The organism is Stenotrophomonas lactitubi, assembly GCF_002803515.1.
Lineage (GTDB): Bacteria > Pseudomonadota > Gammaproteobacteria > Xanthomonadales > Xanthomonadaceae > Stenotrophomonas > Stenotrophomonas lactitubi.
Genome location: NZ_PHQX01000001.1, coordinates 2,390,036 through 2,413,648, shown reverse-complemented (window position 1 = coordinate 2,413,648; position 23,613 = coordinate 2,390,036). Strand labels below are relative to the sequence as shown.

Below are 23,613 nucleotides of genomic sequence, written 5' to 3'. Positions count from 1 at the left end.
ACTAGCCGGAGAACCTAACGAATGTCCGACACGGCACTGTTGCGCATCGGCATCCTGGCCGCCGGCCTGCTGTTGGTCGCTGCGATCTTCCTGTTTGGCCGTCCCAAGAAGAAGCCCCAGGGCCGTCGTCTGGACAGCGCCGAGCCGGCAAGCGGCGAGCGCCGCGAGCCGGTGCTGGGCGAGGATGGCGTGCCTGTGGCCGATGCCCGCGTCGAGCCTGGCATGGGCGATGCGGTCGAGCAGGCCGAACTGGGACTGCCCGACGTCGATGGCGCGGCCAGCGACCTGGGCAAGCGCGCGACCCAGGATTTCGACAAGATCGTTTCGCTGTTCGTGGCCGCCCGCGCCGGCGAACAGTTGCGTGGCGAAGACATCGTCGTGGCAGCGGAGAAGACCGGCCTGGTATTTGGCCATATGAATGTCTTCCACCGACTGGTCGAGGGTCATCCCGAGCGCGGCCCGATCTTCTCGATGGCCAGCATCATGAAGCCGGGCAGCTTCGACATGGGCAACATCCGCGCCATGGAAACCCCGGCCATCGCCTTCTTCCTGACCCTGCCGGCGCCGCTGACCGCGCTGGATGCCTGGGAGAAGATGCTGCCGACCGTGCAGCGCATGGCCGAGCTGCTGGATGGTGTAGTACTGGATGACGGCCGCAACGCGCTCGGTCGCCAGCGCATCGCCCATATCCGTGATGAGCTGCGCGCCTATGACCGCCAGCACCAGGCCCCGCCGCTGACAAAGACCCCGCGCTGGTAAGCGCAGCAGGTCCTGGCGTGCCGACCAACGGTCGGCACCCACCAGACCAGTAGATCCACGCCATGCGTGGATGGGGTCTACGCCGGCAGGCCCGCCACCTTCGCGAACGCGCTGCGGAAGCGCGCCATCTCTTCCTCGGTGCCCACGGTCACGCGCACGCGCTGGGGCCAGATCGGCCAGCTGCGGCCGATCACCACGCCGTTGTCCGCCATGGCCTTGGCGAAGGCAGCGCCGTCACGCTGCACATCCACCACGAAGCAGTTCGCTTCCGTCGGCAGGCAGTCGAAGCCACGCTTGCCCAGCCAGGCGATGGTGCTCTGCCGGGCCTTGGCATTCTGCAGGCGTCGCTGCGGGATCAGTTGCGGGTCACGCAGGCTGGCCAGTGCCGCTGCAAGTGCGGGCACGGGCAGCGGGTTCTCGCCCAGGCTGGCCAGCTCGCGCAGGCGCTCGGGATGTGCCGCCGCCACGCCAAGGCGCAGGCCGGCCATGCCGTACAGCTTGGAGAACGTGCGTAGCACGATCAGGTCATCGCGCCGGGCCACCTGTGCAATCAGGCTGGGCTGTTCGCTGTACTGCAGATAGGCCTCGTCCAGCAGCACGAGGGTACCGGCGGGCTTGTTGGCCAGCAGCCAGGCCAGTTCGTCGGCGGGACTGATCGAGCCGGTGGGATTGTTGGGATTGCACACGTACAGCAGGCCGGTTGGTCGCGCGCGCGCGGCTGCAACCATCGCGCGCAGGTCGTGCGCACCATCGTTGCGCAGTGGCACCTTCTGCACCTGGGCGCCGCGCGCGGCTGCCATCTCGCCCAGCGTCTCGAAGGTCGGGTCGGCCACCACCAGGCCCGCCTGTGGGCCGGTCCACAGCGTCGCCGCACGGTTCAGCGGTTCGCTGGAGCCCGGATACAGGCGCACGTGGTCGGCGGGAATTCCGGCCAGGGCGACGAAGGCATCGCGCACCTCACCGGCCAAGGCGAAGCGGTAACGCCCGCAGCTGGCGATGCTGTCGCGCGCCGCCTGCTGGGCGGCGGGCGAGGGGCCATACGGGCATTCGTTGAAGTTCAGCTGCACCGCGCCGACATCGGCGTTTGGCGCGGCCACAGTCGCTGGCTGTGCCTGGGCCGACCGGGGCAGGCCGCTGCTGGCGAGCGCGAGGCCGGCGCCGGCCAGTTGCAGGAAGTGGCGACGGGAGGCGGGCAGGGTCACAGGGGCGGTTCCGGAAGGGCGACCGACGCACGCTAGCGCTGGCAGCGAGTGCCGGCAAGCGGTTGCGTGGAGCCGATGCCACGCTTGACTGCTGTTCGCCGCCCGCTGAGCCTGGCTCGACGCTACAGACAGGGCCTGACGCGCAGGCGCGGTAGAATTCCCGGCCATCCCAGAACCCGCGGATTCCGATGAGCCCCAGCCCCGCCGAACGTGCCGAAGACCTGCGCCGGCAGATCGCCCAGGCCAATCGTGCCTATCACGAGCTGGATGCGCCGGAGATCCCCGACGTCGACTACGACCGTCTGGTGCGTGAGCTGGAGGCGCTGGAGCGCGAGCATCCCGATCTTGCCCGTGCCGACAGCCCGACCCAGCAGGTGGGCGCCCGCCCGTCGGGACGCTTCGCCGAAGTCACCCATGCGGTGCCGATGCTGTCGCTGTCCAATGCCTTCAGCGATGATGAAGTAGCTGACTTCGTACGCCGCATCGATGAGCGTCTGCGCCGCGGCACCCTGCGTTTTTCCGCCGAGCCGAAGATGGATGGCCTGGCGATCAGCCTGCGTTACGAGGACGGCCATTTCGTGCTGGGCGCCACCCGTGGCGATGGCAGCACCGGCGAGGACGTGACTGCCAATCTGCGCGAGATCGGCGACATCCCCAAGCGTCTGAAAGGCAAGGACTGGCCGGATGTGCTGGAAGTGCGCGGTGAGGTCTACATGGCCCGCGCCGACTTCGAGGCCTACAACGAGCGCGCGCGCCTGCACGGTGGCAAGGTGCTGGCCAATCCGCGCAATGCCGCCGCCGGTTCGCTGCGGCAGCTCGACCCGAAGATCAGCGCGCAGCGCAGGCTCAGCTTCTTCACTTACGGCACCGGTGACGTGCAGGGCGGTGAGCTGCCCGATACGCATTCGGGCACGCTGGCACAGCTGCGCGAATGGGGCTTCCCGGTCAGCGACCTGTGCAAGGTGGTGGAGGGCAGCGACGGCCTGCTGGCCTATTACCGGGACATCGGCGAGCGTCGCGACAGCCTGGCATTCGATATCGATGGTGTGGTCTACAAGCTCGATGATCGCGCCGGTCAGCAGACCATGGGTTTCGTTTCGCGCGCACCACGCTGGGCCATCGCGCACAAGTTCCCGGCGCAGGAACAGAGCACCACGCTGGAAGCCATCGAAATCCAGATCGGCCGCACCGGTGCTGCCACACCGGTGGCGCGTCTGGCGCCGGTAGCGGTGGCAGGGGTGATCGTCTCCAACGCCACCCTGCACAACGCTGACCAGATCGCGCGGCTGGACGTGCGCGTGGGTGACAGCGTGATCGTGCGCCGTGCCGGCGATGTGATCCCGGAAGTGGTCAGCGTCATCCTCGACCGACGCCCTGCGGGCACCACGCCTTGGCAGATGCCGACCAGCTGCCCGGTGTGCGGCTCGGAGATCGTGCGCGAGGAGGGGGCCGCCGCGTGGCGCTGCTCGGGCGAGCTGTCCTGCCCGGCGCAGCGCAAGGAAGCCATCGCCCACTTCGCCTCGCGACGGGCGATGGATATCGACGGCCTTGGCGACAAGTACATCGAAACCCTGGTGGACGCCGGCATCGTCAAGAGCGTGGCCGATCTGTACCGCCTCACCCGTGACCAGCTGCTGCACCTGAAGCTGGTGCTGGATGCTGAAGACCCTTCGGCACTCGCAGCCAGCCTGAAACTGCACCTGCCGGCCGAAGGCAGCGGCGCGGTGCTCAACGCCGTGTTGAAGCTGGATGGCAACGATGCCGGGTGGCGCGCGCAGGCATTGGCGCAGCCGGCCGCCTTCGAATGGAATACGAAGAAGATCGCCACCAAGTGGGCGGACAACCTGATTGCTGCGATCGACGCCAGCCGTGATGCGACGCTGGAGCGACTGCTGTTCGCGCTGGGCATCGAGCACGTTGGCGAGAGCACCGCCAAGGCACTGGCACAGTGGTTTGGCGATCTGGCGTTGATCCGCCGTCTGCCGTGGCCGCTGTTCAAGCGCGTGCCGGATATCGGTGGCGAGGTGGCGCGCTCGCTGGGCCACTTCTTCGAACAGGAAGGCAACCAGCAGGCCATCGATGCGCTGCTGCAGGTGGGGCAGGTACGCATCAGCGACGTGCACCCGCCGAGCGCAAAGCTGCGCGAAGGTCTTGACCTGGCCCAACTGCTGGTTGAAGCGGAGATTCCCGGCATCACCCGCCTGCGTGCCGAGAAGCTGGTCGCCGCACTGCCCAGCGCACAATCGGTGCTGGACGCCGAGCACGGCCAGTTCGTCAACGCCGGCCTGCCCGATGACACCGCGCGCGGCGTCGCCGACTGGCTGGACAGCGAGGGCCATGGCGCGATGCTGCTGGCGGCCGAAGTGGAGATGAAACACATCCTGGCCAATGCACCGGCCCTGGCCGAAGTGGTGGCCGGCCCGCTGGACGGGCAGACGGTCGTGCTCACCGGCACGCTGGCCCAGCTCAATCGCGATACCGCCAAAGAGCGCCTGGAGGCGCTGGGCGCCAAGGTGTCCGGCAGCGTGTCGAAGAAGACCAGTTTCGTGGTGGCCGGCACCGAGGCCGGTTCCAAGCTGGACAAGGCGCAAGCGCTGGGCGTTCCGGTGTGGGATGAAGAGCGCCTGCTGGCCTACCTCGCCGAACACGAATGATGAACCGGCCGGGTGTGCAGGCGCCCGGCACGCAACCGCAGAGGAACACTGATGCAGACCGCTCCGCTGGATTTCCGCCTGGCCACCCGTGCCGACGAGGAACTGCTGATCGCGCTGATGCGCGATTTCTACGCCGAAGACAAGATCGAATTCGAAGATGTGCGCGTGCGCCGTGGCGTCGATGCGCTGCTGGCTGATCCGCGCAACGGCGAAGTGCTGCTGTGGCTGGACGAGGCCGCAGCTGTGGTTGGCTATGCGGTGATCGCGATGGGCTTCAGCCTGGAGCAGGGCGGCCACTTCATGCTGCTGGACGAACTCTATCTCAGCCATCGCGCGCGTGGTCGTGGCCGTGGCAAGCGGGCACTGGCCATCTGCGAACAGCGCGCGCGGGGGCGCGGCGTGAGCCGGCTGCGGTTGGAGGTCAACCATCACAACGAACTGGCGCGTCGCCTCTACCTGGCGAGTGGCTACATCGATGACACCCGCGATCTGCTGACCCTGCCGCTGGACCATCCGCGCCCGGAGGGCATCCTGTGAGCGAGGCGCTGCTGCGCAGCCTGCAACAGCGCGCCACCCTCAATGCACTGGTGCGGCGCTTCTTCGCCGAGCGTGGCGTGCTGGAGGTGGAAACGCCGATCCTGTCGGTGGCGGGCAACACCGAGCCGAACATCGACAGCTTCCACACCGATTTCAGCGGTCACGTCGATGCGGGCGGTCGCCGCCGCTGGCTGCGCACCTCGCCGGAGTTCCCGCTCAAGCGACTGCTCGCTGCCGGCGTGGGCGACTGCTATGAGCTGGGCCGGGTGTTCCGCAACGGCGAAGCGGGCGGCCGCCACAATCCCGAGTTCACCATGCTGGAGTGGTATCGGGTTGGCTGGGACCACCATCGGCTGCTGCAGGAAACCGCAGAACTGGTGGGCCAGGCGCTGGCGCTGGTGGGACGCAGCGCGACGTTGCGTGTGCTGAGCTATCGCGAACTGTTCCAGCAGCACGCAGGCGTGGACCCGTTCGATGCCGACGAGGCAGCGCTGCGCGCCGCGCTGGGCGAGGTGCACATCGATCCGGTGGGCCTGACCCGCGATGACTGGCTGGATCTGTTGATGACCCACCGTATCCAACCGCATTTCGATGACGCGGTCATGACCGTCGTCCACGACTGGCCCGCCAGCCAGGCGGCACTGGCGCGTATCCGCGCCGGCACACCGCCGTTGGCCGAGCGTTTCGAGCTGTACCTGGGCGCGGTGGAACTGGCCAACGGTTATCACGAACTGAACGATGCGGCTGAACAACGCGCGCGTTTCCAGCATGACATGCAGCGCCGGCACGCGCGCGGACAGGTACAGCCCGCATTGGATGAAGCGTTGCTGCATGCGCTGCCTTTGATGCCCGACTGTGCTGGCGTTGCTGTTGGCATCGATCGCCTGTTGATGGCGATGCACCGTACACCGCGCATTGCAGATGTACTTGCATTCGATTTCGCCCACGCATGACCCGACGATTTCCCATGGACCTGGCAGGCTGAACGAAAACGCGATTTTCCGCGCTTGATTCAGCAAGCACGATGATGCTCTTATCACAGTCGATACCGCACACTTGCGTCGTGGTTCATCCATTCATGGGGAAGGCTTTGGTCAAGTGGTTTGCGGTCGTAGCGGCACCGATGTACTCCGTGGCGATATGGGGTGGCCTGCTTCCGTCGACCGCATCGGCGCAGGCGCTTGGCTATGACAGCGAAGTGGTGACCTGCGAATCCCGCGACATGGGCTGGGTGCACTGTGATATCGATGTCAGCAACGGCGTCGACCTGATCCGCCAGTTGTCCAGCAACAGCTGCATCCGTGGCAGCGAGTGGGGCACCGACCGCAGTGGCGTGTGGGTGACCCTGGGCTGCCGCGCCGAGTTCCGCGCGCGCCGTGCAGAGAATGGTGCTGCGCCCTCGGCCGAGAGTCGCAAGCGTCTGGTGCGACGGGTGGTGCGCTGTGAGTCCAACGGGCGCCCGCAGAGTTGCCCGGTACGCCTGGATGGCGCGCCGGTGCGGCTGCTGCGGCAGCTGTCGGTGCTGCCGTGCCGGGAAGGGCAGGGCTGGGGCTACAAGCGCAATGAGGTATGGACCACCCGGGGGTGCCAGGGTGACTTCGAGGTGGCCGACGAGCAGGGCCGTTTCGTCGACATGCCGCGCCGGCTGACCTGCGAATCCAAGTCCAAGAAGCGCCGCTTCTGTGGCGCCAGCATCTCCACCAGCGCCACCATCTCCAACCAGCTTTCCAGCACTCCGTGCGAAGAAGGCAATACCTGGGGCTGGAACCGCAACGGCATCTGGGTCGACGGCGGCTGCCGCGCCGAATTCTCGGTGAACTGAGTTCCGACGGGTCCATCCGCGCGTGGCGTGGCCCTACAATGGGCCCATGACTACCGCCACCGACCTCGACTACGCCCGCTACGACCACATCCGCCCGATCCTGTGGACCGGCGATACCCTGCAACTGCTTGACCAGCGCAAGCTGCCGTTCGTGGTCGAGCATGTGGCCTGCCATGACAGCGATGAGGTGGCCGCCGCCATCCACGCCCTGACCGTGCGCGGCGCGCCGGCCATCGGCATCGCTGCCGCCTGGGGTGTGGTGCTGGCCGCACGTGATGTGCAGGCCGCCGACGGCGCGCATGCCCTGCAGCAGCTGGAACCGGCACTGCAGCGGCTGAACGCCTCGCGCCCGACCGCGGTGAACCTGGCCTGGGCGCTGGCACGCATGCGACGTTGCCTGAGTGCTGCCGGTGCCGACTGGAAGGCGCTGCTGGAGGCCGAGGCACAGGCCATCGCTGAAGAAGACCTGGCCGCCAACCGTCATATGGGCGCCCTCGGTGCCGGCCTGATCGAGGCCGGCAGCGGCGTGTTGACCCATTGCAACACCGGTTCGCTGGCCACCGCCGGCTTCGGTACGGCGCTGGGCGTGATCCGCGCCGGCATGGCCCAGGACCGCATTGCCCGGGTGTTCGCCGGCGAGACCCGGCCGTGGTTGCAGGGTGCGCGCCTGACCGTGTGGGAGCTGCAGCAGGATGGCATCGACGCGACGCTGATCGCCGACTCGGCCGCTTCGCACCTGATGAAGACCGGTGCCGTGCAGTGGGTGATCGTGGGCGCCGACCGGATCTGCGCCAACGGTGATACCGCCAACAAGATCGGCACCTACCAGCTGGCCATCGCGGCCCGCCACCACGGGGTGAAGTTCATGGTCGTGGCGCCGTCCTCGACGGTGGACATGGATACCGTGGACGGCAGCCAGATCGAGATCGAACAGCGCGATCCGGGCGAACTGTACGGCGTGGGCGGCACCCGCACCGTGGCCGAGGGCATCGCTGCCTGGAACCCGGTGTTCGATGTCACCCCGGGCGAGCTGATCGATGCCATCGTGACCGAGCGGGGGGTGATCCTGAACCCGACCGCGGAGAACATGCGCGCCGCCTTCGGCGGCTGACGCGGGCAGGGGCGGGAGCCTTTCCACGGGAAAGCGCCCCGGCCCGGCGTCCGGTAGTGCCGGCCGCTGGTCGGCAAACCCCTAAGTTCCTGATTTGTGCCGGTAAAATCACCGTAAAAGCAGGCGGAAAACGGCCCCGTGTGGTAGAATCCAGCGGTTGAATCGAGGTTCCGGCACGACCGCCCCCGGGTGGATGCGCCGGACTGGACCGCTACCAGACAACGGAACCCGAATGGCAGAAACCGCCAAGGAAATCATCCAGGTCAACCTGGAAGACGAGATGCGCAAGAGCTACCTCGATTACGCCATGAGCGTGATCGTGGGGCGCGCGCTGCCAGATGCGCGCGATGGCCTCAAGCCGGTGCATCGTCGTGTGCTGTTTGCGATGAATGAACTCAACGCGCACAGCAACAAGCCCTACTTCAAGTCGGCACGTATCGTCGGTGACGTCATCGGTAAGTACCACCCGCATGGCGACCAGTCGGTATACGACACGCTGGTGCGCTTGGCACAGCCGTTCTCGCTGCGTTACATGCTGGTCGATGGCCAGGGTAACTTCGGTTCGGTCGACGGCGACTCCGCCGCGGCGATGCGATACACCGAGGCGCGCATGTCGCGGCTCGCGCATGAGCTGATGGCGGACATCGACAAGGAAACCGTCGATTTCCAGCCCAACTACGACGAAAAGGAACTGGAGCCGACGGTCATGCCGACCCGGTTCCCGAACCTGCTGGTCAATGGTTCGGCCGGTATCGCGGTGGGCATGGCGACCAACATTCCGCCGCACAACCTCACCGAATCGATCAATGCCTGCATCGCGCTGATCGACAATCCGGAAATCGATATCGACGGCCTGATGGAGTTCATCCCGGGCCCGGATTTCCCGACCGCAGGCATCATCAACGGCACCGCCGGCATCATCGCCGGCTACCGCACCGGCCGTGGCCGCGTGCGCATCCGTGCCAAGGCCGATGTCGAAGTTGCCGACAACGGCCGCGAATCGATCATCGTCACTGAAATTCCTTACCAGGTGAACAAGGCGCGTCTGATCGAGAAGATCGCCGAGCTGGTCAAGGAAAAGAAGATCGAAGGCATCAGCGAGCTGCGCGATGAGTCCGACAAGGACGGCATGCGCATCTACATCGAAATCAAGCGCGGCGAGTCGGCCGAGGTTGTGCTCAACAACCTCTACCAGCAGACCCAGATGGAGTCGGTGTTCGGCATCAACATGGTGGCGCTGGTCGATGGCCGCCCGCAGTTGATGAACCTCAAGCAGATGCTGGAGGCCTTCGTCCGCCACCGTCGCGAAGTGGTCACCCGCCGCACCGTGTTCGAGCTGCGCAAGGCGCGCGCCCGTGCCCACGTGCTGGAAGGCCTGACCGTTGCGTTGGCCAACATCGACGAGATGATCGAACTGATCAAGACCTCGCCGAACCCGGGTGAAGCACGCGAGCGCATGCTTGCGCGCCTGTGGGAGCCGGGCTTGGTCGGTTCGATGCTCGGCGCCGCCGGTGCCGAAGCCTCGCGTCCCGATGACCTGCCCAAGGGTGTGGGCCTGATCGAAGGCGGCTACCAGCTGACCGAGATCCAGGCGACCCAGATCCTGGAAATGCGCCTGCACCGCCTGACCGGGCTGGAGCAGGACCGCCTGACCGAGGAATACAAGCAGCTGCTGGAAGTGATCGCCGGGCTGATCCACATCCTGGAAGATCCCGACCGCCTGCTGCAGGTGATCCGCGAAGAGCTGATCAACGTGCGTGCCGAGTTCGGTGACGAGCGCCGTACCGAGATCCGCCACAGCGAAGAAGATCTGGACATCCTCGACCTGATCGCCCCGGAAGACGTGGTGGTCACCGTCTCCCACGCCGGCTACGTGAAGCGCCAACCGGTGAGCGTGTACCGCGCGCAGCGCCGTGGCGGACGTGGCCGCAGCGCGGCGTCGACCAAGGAAGAGGATTTCATCGAACAGCTGTGGCTGGTCAACACGCACGACACGCTGTTGACCTTCACCAGTTCGGGCAAGGTGTTCTGGCTGCCGGTGTACCAGCTGCCCGAAGCCGGTTCCAACGCCCGCGGTCGTCCGATCATCAACTGGATCCCGCTGGAGCCGGGCGAACGCGTGCAGGCCGTGCTGCCGGTGCGCGAGTACGCCGATGGCCAGTTCGTGTTCTTCGCCACCAAGAACGGTACGGTCAAGAAGACCCCGCTGGGCGAGTTCGCCTTCCGTCTGGCCCGCGGCAAGATCGCGATCAACCTCGACGAGGGCGATGCCCTGGTCGGCGTCGGCCTGACCGATGGCGAGCGTGACATCCTGCTGTTCGCCTCCAACGGCAAGACCGTGCGCTTCGGTGAAGACAAGGTCCGCTCGATGGGTCGTACCGCTACCGGCGTGCGTGGCATCAAAATGCCGGCCGGCGAGGAAGTGGTCAGCCTGATCGTGGCCGAGAGTGCTGGCGGCGTCGAGGATGAGAACGAGGACGACAACGGTGTCGAGGAAGCCATCGCCACCGGCGACGCGGTGATCGAAGGTGCCGACGACGCCAACCTGCGGTACATCCTCACCGCCACCGAAAACGGCTACGGCAAGCGCACCCCGCTGCCGGACTACCCGCGCAAGGGTCGTGGCACGCAGGGCGTCATCGGCATCCAGACCACCGAGCGCAATGGCAAGCTGGTCGCCGCGGTGCTGATGGGTACCGACGATGAAGTCCTGCTGATCTCCGACGGCGGCACCCTGGTGCGTACGCGTGGTTCGGAAATCAGCCGCGTCGGCCGCAACACCCAGGGCGTGACCCTGATCCGCCTGTCCAAGGACGAGAAGCTGCAGGCGGTGGAGCGCATGGATGCCTCGATCGACGAGGACGAGGACGAGGTGGCCGCCGCCACCCCGGCCGCGACCGACGGCGCACCGGCTGCTGCCAGCAGTGAGGACGCCGCGCAGGAGTGATCCTGCCGCGACACTGAGGTACCCGACGACGCCGGCCCAGTGCCGGCGTCGTCGTGTCTGCCGTCGAAAATACGCACGCACTTCACGGTGACGGTGGCATAAGGGCGCATGCTGCCCCCCGGAGAGCGTCGATGTCCGCCACGCCGCAGTCCGCTTCCGCCGCGACGCCCACCTCGCGCCACCCGCTGATCACCGTCCTGGCCTTGTTGCTGATCGTGCTCGGCCTGATCATCGGCGGGCTCGGTGGCTGGCTGGCCAGCCTCGGGGGCTCCTGGTACTACGCCATCGCCGGCCTCGGCCTGCTGGTGTGCGGCATCCTGTTGTGGGGCAATCGCCGTAGCGGTGCGCTGCTGTATGCACTGATCTTCCTCGGCAGCCTGCTGTGGACCTGGTGGGAATCGGGCAGCGATTACTGGCGCTGGGTGCCACGGCTGGGGCTGGTGACCGGGCTCGGCATCGTCCTGGCGTTGCTGGCGCCGACTCTGCAGACGCCGGTACCCAAGCGCCTTTCGCGCAGCGTGGCCGCTGTGCTGATGCTGGTGTTCGTGGTCGCCTTCGGCCTCGCGTTCGCCCCCCATGGCCTGGTTGACGGGCACCAGCCGTTCCCGGAGCCGGCGGTCAGCGCCGGGCTCGATCCAACCCGTGACACCACCGGTCTGCAGCCGGCCGACCAGCCGGCGGAGGGAGACTGGCCGGCCTGGGGGCGCAGCAATGCCGCCACCCGCTATTCGCCGCTGCAGCAGATCACCCCTGAAAACGTAGGCACCCTGCAATTGGCGTGGCAGTTCCGTACCGGCGACCTGCCGAAGAAGCGCTGGGGGGCGGAAACCACGCCATTGAAGATCGGTGATCGGCTGTACCTGTGCACCGCACGCAATCAGCTGATCGCCCTCGATGCCGGCAACGGCAAGGAACTATGGCGGTTCGATCCAAAGGTGAAGGATGCCTCGATCCCGTACACGGCCGCCTGCCGTGGCGTGTCCTACTACGAACAGCCCAGTGCACCGACCCTCGCCGATGCCGCGCTGGCTGACGTGGCCGCCGATCTGGCGCTGCCCGCACCCCCGCCGACCCGTATCAGCCGGAGCGCGGCGCCCGGCAGCCGCGCAGCGTGCAGCGCACGCATCATCGAAGGCACGCTGGACGGCCGCCTGATCGCGGTGGACGCCGACAGCGGTCGCCCCTGTGCGAATTTCGGCAACAACGGCCAGGTCGACATCACCCTGGGCATGGGCGAGGTGCCACCGGGTTACGTCTCGATCACCTCGCCGCCCGCGATTGTCCGCGGCGTCATCGTCACCGGCCACCAGGTGCTGGATGGCCAGCGTCGCGACGCGCCCTCCGGCGTCATCCAGGCCTACGACGCGGTCAGCGGCAAGCTGCGCTGGGCGTGGGACATGGACCAGCCCGAGCGCAGCGGTCTGCCACCGCGCGAGCAGACCTATACGCGTGGCACACCGAACATGTGGACCACCGCGACCGGTGATGAAGCGCTGGGCCTGGTGTACCTGCCGATGGGCAATGCCGCGGGCGACTACTGGAGTGGCTCGCGCACGGAAAACCAGAACAGATACGCGACCTCGCTGGTCGCCATTGATGTGGCCACCGGCAAGCCGGTCTGGCATTTCCAGGCGGTGCGCAAGGACGTCTGGGATTACGACCTGGGTTCACAGGCCAGCCTGATCGACTACCCGACGGCATCCGGCAAGGTGCCGGCAATCCTGCTGCCCACCAAGCAGGGCGACATGTACATCCTCGACCGTCGCAACGGCCAGCTGCTGACTCCGGCCGAAGAGCGCAAGGTGCCGCAGGGCGGTGTAGAGCCCGAGCAGCGTGCCGCCACCCAGCTGTTCTCGCTGTACCACACGCTGCGGCGCGACGATGCGCTGACCGAGCGCGACATGTGGGGCATCACTCCCATCGACCAGCTGGTCTGCCGCATCCAGTTCCGCAAGGCGCATTACGAAGGTTTCTACACACCGCCCAGCAGCGATCACCATTCCATCGAGTACCCCGGCTACAACGGCGGCTCGGACTGGGGCAGCGTGGCCATCGATACGCGGCGTGGCGTGATCGTGGCCAACTACAACGACATGCCCAACTACAACCGGCTGGTGCCGCGCGCAGAGGCCGACCGTAAAGGCTGGCTGCCGCGCGAGCAGATCCGCGCTGATAGGGGCGGTGCCGAAGGGGCAGGGGACCCACAGGTGGGCACGCCCTATGGCATCGACGTCAATGCCGGTTGGCGGCTGCCGTTCACCGGCCTGCTGTGCAAGCAGCCGCCCTATGGCGGCATCCGTGCGATCGATCTGCGCAGCGGCAAGCTGCTGTGGGACCGGCCGTTCGGCAGCGCGCGCGGCAACGGCCCCTTCGGCATCCGCTCCGGCCTGCCCATTGAGATCGGCACGCCGAACAATGGCGGCTCGGTGGTGACCGCCAGTGGCCTGATCTTCATCGCCGCAGCGACCGACGACCTGCTGCGCGCCATCGACCTGAAGACCGGCAAGGAGCTGTGGCATACCAGGCTGCCGGCGGGCGGCCAGGCCAACCCGATGGTGTACGAGCAGGGCGGGCGACAGTACGTGGTGATCATGGCCGGCGGCCACCATTTCATGGAGACGCCAGCCGGGGATTACGTGATGGCGTACGCGTTGCCGCGGTGAGCCGCCAGTGCGGGAAACACCGCGAGAAGTATCGACGCCCCTGTGGGCGGGTACGTTCCGAACGCCACAGGGGTATCGCGCAACCGGTTAAACCGTAACCACCACCTTGCCGATCTGCTCGTTCGATTCCAGGTAGCGGTGCGCGTCCTGGATCTGCGCGAACGTAAACACCTTGGCGATCAGCGGTGCCAGAACGCCCTTGTCCAGGCCATCGACGATGAACGCCTTCGCACGCGCCAGCGCCGCATCGTCGGACACGATTTCCGAGTACAGGTAGCCCTTCAGCGTCAGCGACTTGCCCAATACGTTGAACAGCGGGAACGGCGTCGGCTCGCTGCTCAGCGCGCCATACTCCAGCAGGATGCCGCCGCGTGCCATCGCCTCGGTGAGCGGTACGAACTGCGGGCCGCCGATGGGATCGAATACCACGCGCGCGCCAGCACCTGCGGTGATGCGAGCAACTTCGGCCACCAGGTCCTGCTCCTGGGTGGCGATGACATGAGCGGCGCCGGCATCGAGCAGCGCCTGGCGCTTGCCCGGGCCACGGGTTACCGCAATCGGCGTTGCGCCCACCGCATTGGCGATCTGGATGGCGGCCAGGCCAACGCTGCTTGACGCTGCAGTGATGATGACGAAATCGCCGGCACCCAGCTTGGCCTGCTCCAGCAGCGCACCCCAGGCGGTGACGTACTGCATCCACACCGCAGCGGCCTGCTCGAAGCCCAACGACGACGGATGCTTCACCACCAGCCGCGCCGGCACGTTGGCCAGCTCGCCGTAGGTGCCCCAGCGGGCGATATCCAGCGGCGGTACGACGCTGACGGCATCGCCTGCAGCGAAGCCGGTCACCGCGCTGCCTACGGCTTCAACAAGGCCCGCCGCTTCATAGCCCAGGCGGCTGGGGAACTCTGCCTGCTGCAGATAGGCGCCGTTGCGGAACATCACCTCGGCGCGGTTCAGGCCGATGGCCTTGACCCGGATCTGGATCTCGTCGGCGGCAGGAGCGGGTACGTCGATATCGTCAACGCGCAGCACATCGGCGTCGCCATAGGCGTGGATGCGGACAACCTGGGTCATGGGGGGCTCCAAAGGGAACGCCGGCTGGTGGCCGGGCAGGGGGGAACAGAGCGCTACTGTGCGCGTGGCCGGCGAACGAAAGAAGGGGTAATCTGGCGTTTCATTGGAAAACAATAGTTTGCAATGGACCTTATCGCACCCCTGCGCAGCTTCGCCAAGGTGGCCGAGGTGGGCTCGTTCGCCGCCGCTGCCGACGCACTGGACCTGTCGCCGCAGCTGGTCGGCAAGCATGTGCAGACGCTGGAACAGCATCTGGGCGTGCGCCTGCTCAACCGCACCACACGCAAGCAGAGCCTGACCGACTTCGGGCAGGCGTACCTGGTCCGTGCCCGGGTCATCCTGGAAGAAGTGGAGAGTGCCGAGCAGTTGGCCGAAATCGCGCGCGGTCGACCGATGGGCCGGCTGCGGATCAGTGCACCGGTCACCTTCGGCGTGCATGCGCTGGGGCCGGCGGTGGTGGCCTACATGCAGCAGTATCCCGACGTGCAGGTGGATCTGAACCTGTCCAACAGCCTGGTCAACGTGGTTGAAGACGGCTACGACCTGGTGTTCCGCACCGGTGATCTCGCCGACAGCGGCCTGGTCGCGCGGCGGCTGGGGCCATATCCGCTGGCCCTGTGCGCTGCTCCCGGCTATCTCGCCGCACGGCCACCGATCGTTCACCCGCAGGACCTGAGCCGGCATGAATGCCTGGGCTTCGCCCACTCGGTGATCCGTACGCGGTGGAGCTTCCATGACCCGCAGGGCGGGGTGTTGACCGTGCCGGTCTCCAGTCGCTTCATGGTCAACCAGGCCGAGCCGCTGCTGACCGCTGCGGTAGGTGGGCTGGGACTCATCCTGCAGCCGTTCGAGATGATGTCCGCTGTTCTGGCGCGCGGCGAACTGGTGGAGGTGCTGCCTCGATTCGTGCCGGTGTCCACCTCGATCAACCTGCTGTATCCCCGCGATCGCCAGGTCACGCCGAAGCTGCGCAGCTTCCTGGATTTCTGCGTGGCGCGCTTCACCGAACAGAGCATGGCACGTGAGCGTTGATCGAATCATGCGCAGCGAGTGGTGGCGTCGGTAGTTTACGATGACGTCCCGCCCCATCTGCAGAGGATCTGCCATTACCCTGTTGCATCTTTTGCTGATCGGCAGCGTCGTCACTGCCAGCGCACAGACGCCCGCTGCTGCGATCGCCGAGTGGGAATTGCACGGCCGAGTCGAAGGCCTGGCCCGGCCGGACACCGTCTGCCAGGATTTCCTGCAGGCGATGGGCCGAAAACCCCCCGAACTGGAATACGTCGGCTGCACGCAGGACGATGCTTCCTATCTCCAGCCGATGGAAGCGCGGTATCGCGTCAGCGGCGCTTCGGCGGCGAGGATTGAAGCCTACCTGCAGCAGACCTTCGGCATGCCGTCATTGACGTACGTCTGCTGTGGCTGGAGCAACGGCGCGCCCTATTTCTGGCGCGAGCAGCCCGGCAGCGTGAACTACCAGATCGGCATGGGCGTGGAATCGCTGCATCATCCGCGCGGGCAGTGGAGCGCGATTCCCTACTTCGCGGTGACCGTTGCGGTGAATCGAAAAAGTCCGTGATGGCGTGCGCTTGGGTACCGATCACAGGCGTACAGGGAATGACAACCATGCCTACGATGCTGCTCCGCATTACTGCGATATGCCGATCCCGGGCGTGTGCAGTTCGCAGAGGAGGTGACCGTGGCCTATTCGAACAACAAGCGCGGCCGGACGTATGACGTAAAGCTGGTGGATGCCAATCCGTCAACGGCCCTCAGCGGCTGGGCGTTGAACGCGGTCAAGGTGATGCGCTTCACCGCCACGGACAGCAACACCGAGCGCACCCCGATCCGCAGCAAAATGACCGCGCGCTGGAGCAACGGCAGGTAACGCGCTAGGTCGGGACCCGCACCATCTTCGTCATCAGGTGTTCGACCACGCCGGCCGGGTCTGCCGTGCGGCCCACATGTGTGCTGGACATCTGCACCACCGAGCTGCGCTTGGCGGTCAGGAAATGGAAGCGCGCGCGCGCGGGCAGCTGCGCAATCGGGCCGGCGTTGGCATCGCCCCGGCAGATCGCCACGATGGCATCCAGCCACGGCTGCAGCGCTTCAATATCCAGCGCCGGCGCGAAGGCCTGCAGGCGCGCAGCGTCGATCTCGATCGCCGCTTCGAGGTGACGTGCGCCGGGGCAGGACACGATCACCCCGACGTTGATGAACTCCTCGCGTTCCACCCGCGGTACCACGCGGATGACGGCATAGTCATACGTGTGCAGCGTGGGCACGGATGGCCTCCTGCACGAACACCGCACGTACCTTCAGGCGATGCTTCAGGTAATTGATGTAGCCCTGCCGATAAGCCTGGGGGCTGTCGAAGGCCGGCTCATCGACCAGCCAGCTGTCCGGCACCAGGCCTACAATGCGCTCGATTTCCGCATCCGGCAGGCGCGCAGCCAGTTCGGCATCGACCTCGGCGATGCGGCTGGCGAACGACAGCAGCACGTGGTCGCGGATCAGCACGAAGGGCTTCTCGCAGGCATCGCCGGCGTTGGCCCAGTCGTGATGGAAGTACATCGCCGCGCCGTGGTCGATCAGATACAGCTTGCGGTGCCACACCATCAGGTTCGGATTGCGCGTGGTGCGGTCGACGTTGCTGGTGAACGCATCGAACCAGACGATGCGCGAGGCCAGGTCAGCGTCCACCGGCATTGCCGCCGGGTCGTAGTTGATCGCGCCGGGCAGGTAATCCAGGCCCAGGTTCAGGCCTTCGCTGGCGCGGATCAGGTCCTGGATCTCCGGGTCGGGCTCGGTGCGGGCGAACTCGCTGTCCAGCTCGACGAACAGGATCTCCGGAATCGGCAGGCCCACCGCGCGCGCCATCTCGCCCGCGATCAACTCGGCGATCAGCGCCTTTGGCCCTTGGCCGGCACCACGGAACTTGAGTACGGCCATGCCGTCGTCGTCGGTCTCGACCACGGCAGGCAGTGAGCCACCTTCCCGCAAGGGGGTGATGTAGCGAAGGGCATGGACGGTACGCATGCACGCATTCTAGCGTGGCCCATGCGCGGGTTGCGCCGGGCGATGCCCGGCGCCGTCCCTGACCTCAATGCGACAGTGCGCTGCGCTGCTGTTCCTGCACCTGCTGGCGCGTCTGCTCCTGCGAGGCGTGGTCGGCCTGGCGCTGGTTGACGATGGCGAGGCTGTCCAGGCTTTCCTGCACCGGCCGCTGGGCGGCTTCAGCGGTAGCTGCCGACGCACGCAGCGACGCAGGATCATCCAGCGCGCCCTTCACCACGAACACGTTCTGTGCCGCAGCGACGTCGCCGGCCTGGCGGCTGAGCACCACATGATCCACGCGGTCCAGGCCGTTCTCGCGGGCCAGCACCAGCAGGCTTGCGCTCAGGCGTTCACTGGAAGCGTCGAAGCTGCGGCCGTTGGCGGCATCCAGCTCGGCCACCTTGCCGCGGATCTGGTCGTGCAGGGCACGGTCGTTGCCGCCCGCCAACGCAACCTGCGCCTCGTTCGAGGGAGCGGCGGTCGCCTGCGCGGTGATGGGCACGTGGGCGTAGGTGCCCTCGGTGTGGTCGAAATAATGCAGCGTGGACGGCGAAGTGCTGGTATCGAAGTAGGGCTGTCGTGGCGGCGTGCCCTTACCCAGATACAGGCCGTTCTGTTCCAGCAGGCTTTCCTGCAGGCCCAGCTGTGCCATGTTCACCGACATCCTGCTGATGCCATCGGGTGCCGGGTTTTTGGCCTCTTCCTCGCAGGCGCGGCTGATGGCAGAGGCAGCGTAGAAATTCTGGTAGTCAGAATTGCCATTGGGCCCCAGCCCGGACGACACGCCTTCGTCGTAGTAGTGCTTGCCCATGCCCTCGATGTTGGCGGCAGTGGCGGTCATGCTCAGGTCTGCATTGAGTGTGAGGTCCGGATGCGCGGTATAGGTCATCGGCGGGCCGGGCTGCACGCGCACGAACTCGTTTGCACGGGTACTTGCGTTATATACATCCTCCAGCGTGGCGTCCGGGTTGGCGGTCTTGACCATGCCGACCAGTGCATTCCAGCCCTCGATGTTCGCCGATGCCTCGTCGCGTCGGTTGGCTGCGAGCAGGGTGCCAATGGCCTGGGTGTAGTCGTGGGTCGAATCGCGCGCGGCAATGTCTGCAATATCAGAATCAAACTGCTCGTAGGCACGTTCGGTCGCTGCATCATTGAGCCCATGCTGGATCTCATGGCCCAGGACGAACGTCAGCTCTGCAGCATCGTGCTTGTCCGGGGCTGCCAGCGTGGACAGACTGGATGCCGGCAGGCGGATGGCCTTTGCGCCGCTGACGTACTCGCCGGCCACATTGCTGTCGGCGGGCAACAGCTCGAAGCGCTGCAGATGACCGGCGGTGATGGCCAAGTCGACCTGGGTTGCCAGCGCCGGAGAATTGGCAATGGCCTTGCGAAGGTTGTCGACCTGATCGGTCGTTACATCGGGTTTTCCTGCAAATTCGGTCAGCAGGCGTTCCGTATCCGCTGAAAGCGTAGGCATGGTGCGGTGCTCCTTACTGCACGGTCACAAGGCGGACGCAGGCATGCGCCGGCTTGCCAGACGGGGTTGAATCCTCAGCCATCGTGTCGACCTTGATGGTCAGATCCGGGCGATCGAAACGGTCATGGATGACCCGGCCGTGCTCGCCGCGGATGGTGTCGCGCTTGAAGCCCGCGGCCTGCAGACCCGCGGCGAACTGATTGAAGTCGACCTGGCAGATCGCCGATGCGTTGGCTTTGCGGTCGGCGGTGGTGTCGATGAAATTGAGATCGAGACGCGCATCGGCGGCGCCAGCCTTCTTGATCTCCAGGCCGTAGCTCCATTCCGGCGTCAGCGTGCCGCCGTAGCCGAAATGCCCCGGGCCGAAACTCTGCGCGGGAGCCTGCATGGCCTGCGATACCCGTTCAAGGGTCAGTTCACGGGTGGAGGTGGTGTCCTTGATCAGATCCAGCAGGCGCAACAGCAGTTGGTCTGCGCTGAGCGCAGACGGCGTTGCGGCGTCGGAGGCAGTCGATGCCATGGTAACGGGTCCTTGAGAAGTCGACGAACGGTCAGTCGCGTGTGTGCAGGCGCAGAGCGAGGCCGCACATAGGGCGATTGCCCACGGCCGTGTGAATGCGTACCCAAACATAAGCGTTCCCTGCATGTTGAGCGCTGACCCTAAAGTGGGCCAAGTGAATCACAGGTTAAATGGAAATGACGATTGCTGGAATCGGGGCAGGGCGCGTTCGGCTCAGGCACGGGCCGCAAGTGAAGGTGCCTGGGACGGGACGCTACGGAACTTCTTCACTTCGCCATTCCCTGGGCGGTGGCAGCATCCAACCGTGTAGACGATCAAGCGCAGGCGTGACCCTGAGTTGCAGGCGTCCCTGTCGCTTTCCCGCGATCGATACCCGCCAGCTCGTTTCCGGCACATTTGCGCAGCGTTGAATGTGGTCCTGCGAGGCCACTCCCCCGGCAAGGAGGCCCGCGATGCACAGTCCTGTTCACGCGTACACCTACCGCATCAGCAACCGGCCTGTCGCCCAGGTGGAATGTGCTGTTGTCGGCGAACATGCTGAAACCGCTGCTGCGGTTCATGCAGCCTCAGACAGAATTCTTCCGTGAGTTGAGCACCGATGGTTGGCTCTGCATCCCGCAGTGCGCAGAGCCACTACATGCATGCGAGTCGCCCCACGACGCTGTTTCGTTCGCAGCACTGGGCGCGCATCTCGTCCACGATGTCCACGCAGGCTTCCGAGGTGCACGATGAGCAACGAATCGAGAGGAGCCCTGCCGCCCCTGGATCTGGATGATGCCAAGGCCGAGCAGATGATTGGCAAGCTGGTACTGGTGGGCGTTACCCGTTTTGGCGGCGATGGCCAGGTACAGGGGCTGGAACAGTTTGCCGGCACCGTGCTGCGGGTCAGTGCCGAAGAGGGACTGGTACTGGCCGATGGCGATGACGGACATGAGCGCTACCTGCCGCCGATGCTGGACCAGTACCTGCCGGCCGCGCCGGGTGAGTACCAGTTGCGGTCCAGTGGGGTGACGGTGATCGATCCCGATTATCTGTCCACCTGGGAGCTGCACGCGCGGCAGTAAGTGAGGGGCATCCCGGGAGGGAGCCGGGCCAGGCAGGGCCACGCTTTGCAGGATGGGGCGACTAGCCCTTCCGGCCCATTTCCCGGTGGGCCGGGGGTGTTAGATTCGGCCCATGCCCGCAGTGCGGGTACCCAACTCACTCCCAGGGGATAAGGATGCTCATCCGTCGTACCTCTCTGGCGGCGGCCGTTGCCGTTGCCACATTCGGCCTGCTGGCCGCCGGCCCGGCCTTCGCCGACTACGCCAAGCCACCGGAACACCTGCTCAAGGTACTCAAGGCCCCGCCGCCGCCGGCACCGAACATCGACCCCAGCGGCCAGCGCCTGCTGCTGACCACCGCGCAGACCTATCCGTCCATTACTCGCGTGGCGCAGCCGTACCTGAAGCTGGCCGGCGTGCGCCTGGAACCGAAGAACCGCAGCCGCCACGACACCCCCGGCGGCTATGGCATTCCGGCCTGTGTGGCCGACTTCACCCTGGTCGAGATCGCCAGCGGCAAGAGCACCAAGGTCAACCTGCCGCAGGGCTGCGCAGGGGCCGCACAGTGGTCGGCCGATGGCAGCCGTTTCGCCTTCCAGAATGCGGTCGATACCAGCGTGCAGCTGTGGGTGGGCGACGCCGCCACTGGCCAGGTGAAGCAGGTGCCGAATGTGCAGCTGAATCCGATCTTCGGGTACACCGTGCAGTGGCTGGGTGGCAGCCAGAGCCTGCTGGTGAAGCTGGTACCTGCCAACCAGGGGCCGGCGCCGTCCAACGGCGGTACTCCCACCGGTCCGGACGCGCAGGAGTCGCTGGGCAGCAGTGGCGAGAGCAGCACCTATGAAGCGCGCGACACGCTGACCAGCGTGCACGATGAAAAGCTGTTCGCCTATTACGGTGCCTCGCAGCTGGCGGTGGTCGATGCCGCTGCCGGCAGCGTGCGCCCGGTTGGCCAGCCGGCGCTGTACAACGACGTCAACGCCGCACCCGATGGCGTGCATGTGCTGACCGAAACCCTGAAGGCACCGTTCTCGCATGCGGTGACCTACCAGCGTTTCGCCAACGATGTAGCGGTGCTGGACCTCGGCAATGGCCGCAACACGGTGCTGGCCAGCCTGCCGCTGGCCGATCGCGTGCCGGTACACGGCGTGCCGGAAGGCCCGCGCGGTTACGACTGGCGCTCCACCGACCCGGCTACCCTGGTCTATGCCGAAGCGCTGGACAAGGGCGACTGGAAGGTGAGCGTGCCGCATCGCGATCGCGTGCTGATGCTGAAGGCGCCGTTCACCGGCAAGCCGGTGGAAATCGCCCGCACCGCGCAGCGTTTCGAGGGCTTTGCGTGGTCGGCCGACCCGGCCGTGTCGTTCCAGTTCGAGAACGACGAGAACCGCCACTGGATGCAGGCCCGCATCGTCGATGTGGACCAGCCGAAGAAGGAAGGGCGACTGCTGTGGGACATGTCCAGCGATGAGCTGTACGGCAACCCGGGCAACCTGATGTTCAAGCGCCTGCCCAGCGGTGCGCCGGTGGTACGCCAGGAAGGCAACACCGTGTTCCTGCGCGGGCAGGGCGCGTCGCCGCAGGGCGACCGTCCGTTCCTGGATGCGCTCAACCTGGGTACGCTGAAGAGCGAACGCCTGTTCCGCAGCGCTGCCGATGCGTATGAGCAGGTCATCGGTTTCAGTGCCACGCCGGGCCATCTGGTCACCTGGCACCAGTCGGTGATTGACCCGCCGAACGCGTTCGTGCGTCTGCTCGGTGAGCGCATCGACAATGCCAAGGCCGGCGAAGCGCAGTTCGAGTCCAGGCCCACCGCGTTGACCAAGCTGGTCGACCCGACCCCGGAAGTGCGGCAGATCCAGAAACGCCTGGTGACCTACAAGCGCGCCGATGGCGTGGACCTGTCGTTCACCCTGTACACGCCGCCGGGCTACAAGGAAGGTCAGCGCGTACCGGCGATCCTGTACGCATACCCGGCCGACTTCGCCAATGCCGCACAGGCCGGCCAGGTATCCGGTTCGCAGCAGACCTTCACCCGTCTGCAGCCGTACCGCCTGATGCTGCTGGCCGGCTACGCGATCATCGACAACGCCTCGTTCCCGATCGTGGGTGACCCGAAGAACGCCTACGACACCTATCTGGAACAGCTGGAAGCCGACGCCAAGGCAGCGGTGGACAAGGCCGTGGAACTGGGCGTGGTCGACCGCAACCGGATCGGCGTGACCGGCCACAGCCATGGTGGCCTGATGACCGCCAACCTGATCGCCCACACCACCCTGTTCAAGGCCGGCGTGGCGACCAGTGGTTCGTACAACAAGACCTTCACCCCGTTCGGCTTCCAGAACGAGCGCCGCTCGGTGTGGCAGGCGCAGGACGTGTACCTGAAGGCCTCGCCGTTCTTCTACGCCGACAAGATCAAGCTGCCGCTGCTGCTGGTCCACGGCGAGGACGATGCCAACCCGGGCACCGAGCCGTTCCAGTCGCGCAAGCTGTACCAGGCGATCCGTGGCAATGGCGGCACCACCCGCCTGGTGATGCTGCCGAACGAGCCGCACTGGTACACCGCGTTGGAGTCGAACGAGCAGCTGGTGTATGAAATGCTCAACTGGTTCGACACTTACGTGAAGAACGCGAAGTAATCCGGCAAGGCCGCCCTCCGGGGCGGCCTTTCTGTTTCAGGCGTCGTGTCCAGGTATCCCCCTGTGGGTGTTACGTAACCATCTGTGATGCAGGCATGGAGCGGC

Annotated in this window: 19 protein-coding genes; 13 read left to right on the top strand and 6 right to left on the bottom strand. The window is 66.1% G+C overall.

What is annotated here, in order from left to right; genetic code table 11:
• Nucleotides 1-21 precede the first annotated feature (21 nt).
• Nucleotides 22-759 (top strand): cell division protein ZipA, encoded by a 738-nt coding sequence (gene zipA / locus CR156_RS11380; RefSeq protein WP_100552946.1) that lies wholly within the window; start codon nt 22-24, stop codon nt 757-759.
• 77 nt (nt 760-836) lie between these two features.
• Here the strand turns inward: zipA and CR156_RS11375 are convergent, their stop codons facing one another.
• A complete protein-coding gene (locus CR156_RS11375) occupies nt 837-1,961 on the bottom strand; it encodes a pyridoxal phosphate-dependent aminotransferase (protein ID WP_100552945.1) in 1,125 nt (374 codons plus the stop codon).
• Between the two features lie 182 nt (nt 1,962-2,143).
• Between CR156_RS11375 and ligA the strand changes: the two genes are divergently transcribed.
• The 7 genes from ligA to CR156_RS11340 all read left to right on the top strand — a co-directional run bounded on the left by ligA (nt 2,144) and on the right by CR156_RS11340 (nt 13,695).
• Nucleotides 2,144-4,615, top strand: coding sequence for an NAD-dependent DNA ligase LigA (gene ligA, locus CR156_RS11370; RefSeq protein ID WP_191077887.1), 2,472 nt, complete (start codon nt 2,144-2,146; stop codon nt 4,613-4,615).
• 51 nt (nt 4,616-4,666) lie between these two features.
• Nucleotides 4,667-5,152 carry a GNAT family N-acetyltransferase gene (locus CR156_RS11365; protein WP_100552943.1) on the top strand — a complete coding sequence of 162 codons (486 nt, stop codon included), beginning with the start codon at nt 4,667-4,669 and terminating at the stop codon, nt 5,150-5,152.
• Nucleotides 5,149-6,105: an EF-P lysine aminoacylase EpmA gene (gene epmA, locus CR156_RS11360; RefSeq protein ID WP_100552942.1), complete on the top strand. Its 957-nt coding sequence runs from the start codon at nt 5,149-5,151 to the stop codon at nt 6,103-6,105. Before CR156_RS11365 ends, epmA begins: the two co-directional genes overlap by 4 nt.
• Before the next feature lie 137 nt (nt 6,106-6,242).
• Nucleotides 6,243-6,974, top strand: coding sequence for a DUF3011 domain-containing protein (locus CR156_RS11355; RefSeq protein ID WP_100554151.1), 732 nt, complete (start codon nt 6,243-6,245; stop codon nt 6,972-6,974).
• Between the two features lie 46 nt (nt 6,975-7,020).
• Nucleotides 7,021-8,085, top strand: coding sequence for an S-methyl-5-thioribose-1-phosphate isomerase (gene mtnA, locus CR156_RS11350; protein WP_100552941.1), 1,065 nt, complete (start codon nt 7,021-7,023; stop codon nt 8,083-8,085).
• A 232-nt stretch (nt 8,086-8,317) separates the two neighbouring features.
• Entirely contained in the window at nt 8,318-11,032 is a 2,715-nt protein-coding gene (gyrA, locus tag CR156_RS11345) for a DNA gyrase subunit A (protein WP_100552940.1), read from the top strand.
• 131 nt (nt 11,033-11,163) lie between these two features.
• A complete protein-coding gene (locus tag CR156_RS11340) occupies nt 11,164-13,695 on the top strand; it encodes a membrane-bound PQQ-dependent dehydrogenase, glucose/quinate/shikimate family (protein WP_100552939.1) in 2,532 nt (843 codons plus the stop codon).
• 87 nt (nt 13,696-13,782) lie between these two features.
• On the opposite strand, the gene CR156_RS11335 is transcribed toward CR156_RS11340, so the two are convergent.
• On the bottom strand, nt 13,783-14,772 hold the full coding sequence (locus CR156_RS11335) for a zinc-dependent alcohol dehydrogenase family protein (RefSeq protein ID WP_100552938.1): 990 nt from the start codon (nt 14,770-14,772) through the stop codon (nt 13,783-13,785).
• 123 nt (nt 14,773-14,895) lie between these two features.
• On the opposite strand from CR156_RS11335, the gene CR156_RS11330 reads away from it, so the two are divergent.
• From CR156_RS11330 to CR156_RS11320, 3 genes are all read left to right on the top strand, one after another.
• On the top strand, nt 14,896-15,804 hold the full coding sequence (locus tag CR156_RS11330) for a LysR substrate-binding domain-containing protein (RefSeq protein ID WP_100552937.1): 909 nt from the start codon (nt 14,896-14,898) through the stop codon (nt 15,802-15,804).
• A gap of 82 nt (nt 15,805-15,886) precedes the next feature.
• Complete coding sequence (locus CR156_RS11325; RefSeq protein WP_243381808.1) at nt 15,887-16,351, top strand: DUF4952 domain-containing protein; 465 nt, start codon at nt 15,887-15,889, stop codon at nt 16,349-16,351.
• Nucleotides 16,352-16,471: 120 nt separating this feature from the next.
• On the top strand, nt 16,472-16,660 hold the full coding sequence (locus tag CR156_RS11320) for a hypothetical protein (RefSeq protein WP_133120085.1): 189 nt from the start codon (nt 16,472-16,474) through the stop codon (nt 16,658-16,660).
• Nucleotides 16,661-16,664: 4 nt separating this feature from the next.
• Here CR156_RS11320 and CR156_RS11315 read toward each other — a convergent pair whose 3' ends face one another.
• The 4 genes from CR156_RS11315 to CR156_RS11300 all read right to left on the bottom strand — a co-directional run bounded on the left by CR156_RS11315 (nt 16,665) and on the right by CR156_RS11300 (nt 19,826).
• A complete protein-coding gene (locus CR156_RS11315; RefSeq protein WP_100552934.1) occupies nt 16,665-17,057 on the bottom strand; it encodes a DUF3037 domain-containing protein in 393 nt (130 codons plus the stop codon).
• Nucleotides 17,035-17,811, bottom strand: a complete 777-nt coding sequence (locus CR156_RS11310; protein ID WP_032976287.1) for a HipA family kinase — start codon at nt 17,809-17,811, stop codon at nt 17,035-17,037. Before CR156_RS11310 ends, CR156_RS11315 begins: the two co-directional genes overlap by 23 nt.
• A gap of 64 nt (nt 17,812-17,875) precedes the next feature.
• Nucleotides 17,876-19,306, bottom strand: a complete 1,431-nt coding sequence (locus tag CR156_RS11305; RefSeq protein WP_100552933.1) for an XVIPCD domain-containing protein — start codon at nt 19,304-19,306, stop codon at nt 17,876-17,878.
• Between the two features lie 13 nt (nt 19,307-19,319).
• On the bottom strand, nt 19,320-19,826 hold the full coding sequence (locus CR156_RS11300) for a hypothetical protein (protein WP_223880114.1): 507 nt from the start codon (nt 19,824-19,826) through the stop codon (nt 19,320-19,322).
• Nucleotides 19,827-20,554: 728 nt separating this feature from the next.
• Between CR156_RS11300 and CR156_RS11295 the strand changes: the two genes are divergently transcribed.
• Entirely contained in the window at nt 20,555-20,890 is a 336-nt protein-coding gene (locus CR156_RS11295) for a hypothetical protein (protein ID WP_089236083.1), read from the top strand.
• Between the two features lie 155 nt (nt 20,891-21,045).
• Nucleotides 21,046-23,508 (top strand): S9 family peptidase, encoded by a 2,463-nt coding sequence (locus CR156_RS11290; RefSeq protein ID WP_100552931.1) that lies wholly within the window; start codon nt 21,046-21,048, stop codon nt 23,506-23,508.
• Nucleotides 23,509-23,613: the final 105 nt, after the last annotated feature.

Excerpts from the sequence above, each read along its gene's own strand:
- zipA (WP_100552946.1), top strand. The coding sequence starts at position 22 with ATGTCCGACACGGCACTGTTGCGCATCGGCATCCTGGCCGCCGGCCTG.
- CR156_RS11365 (WP_100552943.1), top strand. The coding sequence starts at position 4,667 with ATGCAGACCGCTCCGCTGGATTTCCGCCTGGCCACCCGTGCCGACGAG.
- mtnA (WP_100552941.1), top strand. The coding sequence starts at position 7,021 with ATGACTACCGCCACCGACCTCGACTACGCCCGCTACGACCACATCCGC.
- gyrA (WP_100552940.1), top strand. The coding sequence starts at position 8,318 with ATGGCAGAAACCGCCAAGGAAATCATCCAGGTCAACCTGGAAGACGAG.
- CR156_RS11340 (WP_100552939.1), top strand. The coding sequence starts at position 11,164 with ATGTCCGCCACGCCGCAGTCCGCTTCCGCCGCGACGCCCACCTCGCGC.
- CR156_RS11335 (WP_100552938.1), bottom strand. The coding sequence starts at position 14,772 with ATGACCCAGGTTGTCCGCATCCACGCCTATGGCGACGCCGATGTGCTG.
- CR156_RS11330 (WP_100552937.1), top strand. The coding sequence starts at position 14,896 with ATGGACCTTATCGCACCCCTGCGCAGCTTCGCCAAGGTGGCCGAGGTG.
- CR156_RS11310 (WP_032976287.1), bottom strand. The coding sequence starts at position 17,811 with ATGCGTACCGTCCATGCCCTTCGCTACATCACCCCCTTGCGGGAAGGT.
- CR156_RS11305 (WP_100552933.1), bottom strand. The coding sequence starts at position 19,306 with ATGCCTACGCTTTCAGCGGATACGGAACGCCTGCTGACCGAATTTGCA.
- CR156_RS11300 (WP_223880114.1), bottom strand. The coding sequence starts at position 19,826 with ATGGCATCGACTGCCTCCGACGCCGCAACGCCGTCTGCGCTCAGCGCA.
- CR156_RS11295 (WP_089236083.1), top strand. The coding sequence starts at position 20,555 with ATGAGCAACGAATCGAGAGGAGCCCTGCCGCCCCTGGATCTGGATGAT.
- CR156_RS11290 (WP_100552931.1), top strand. The coding sequence starts at position 21,046 with ATGCTCATCCGTCGTACCTCTCTGGCGGCGGCCGTTGCCGTTGCCACA.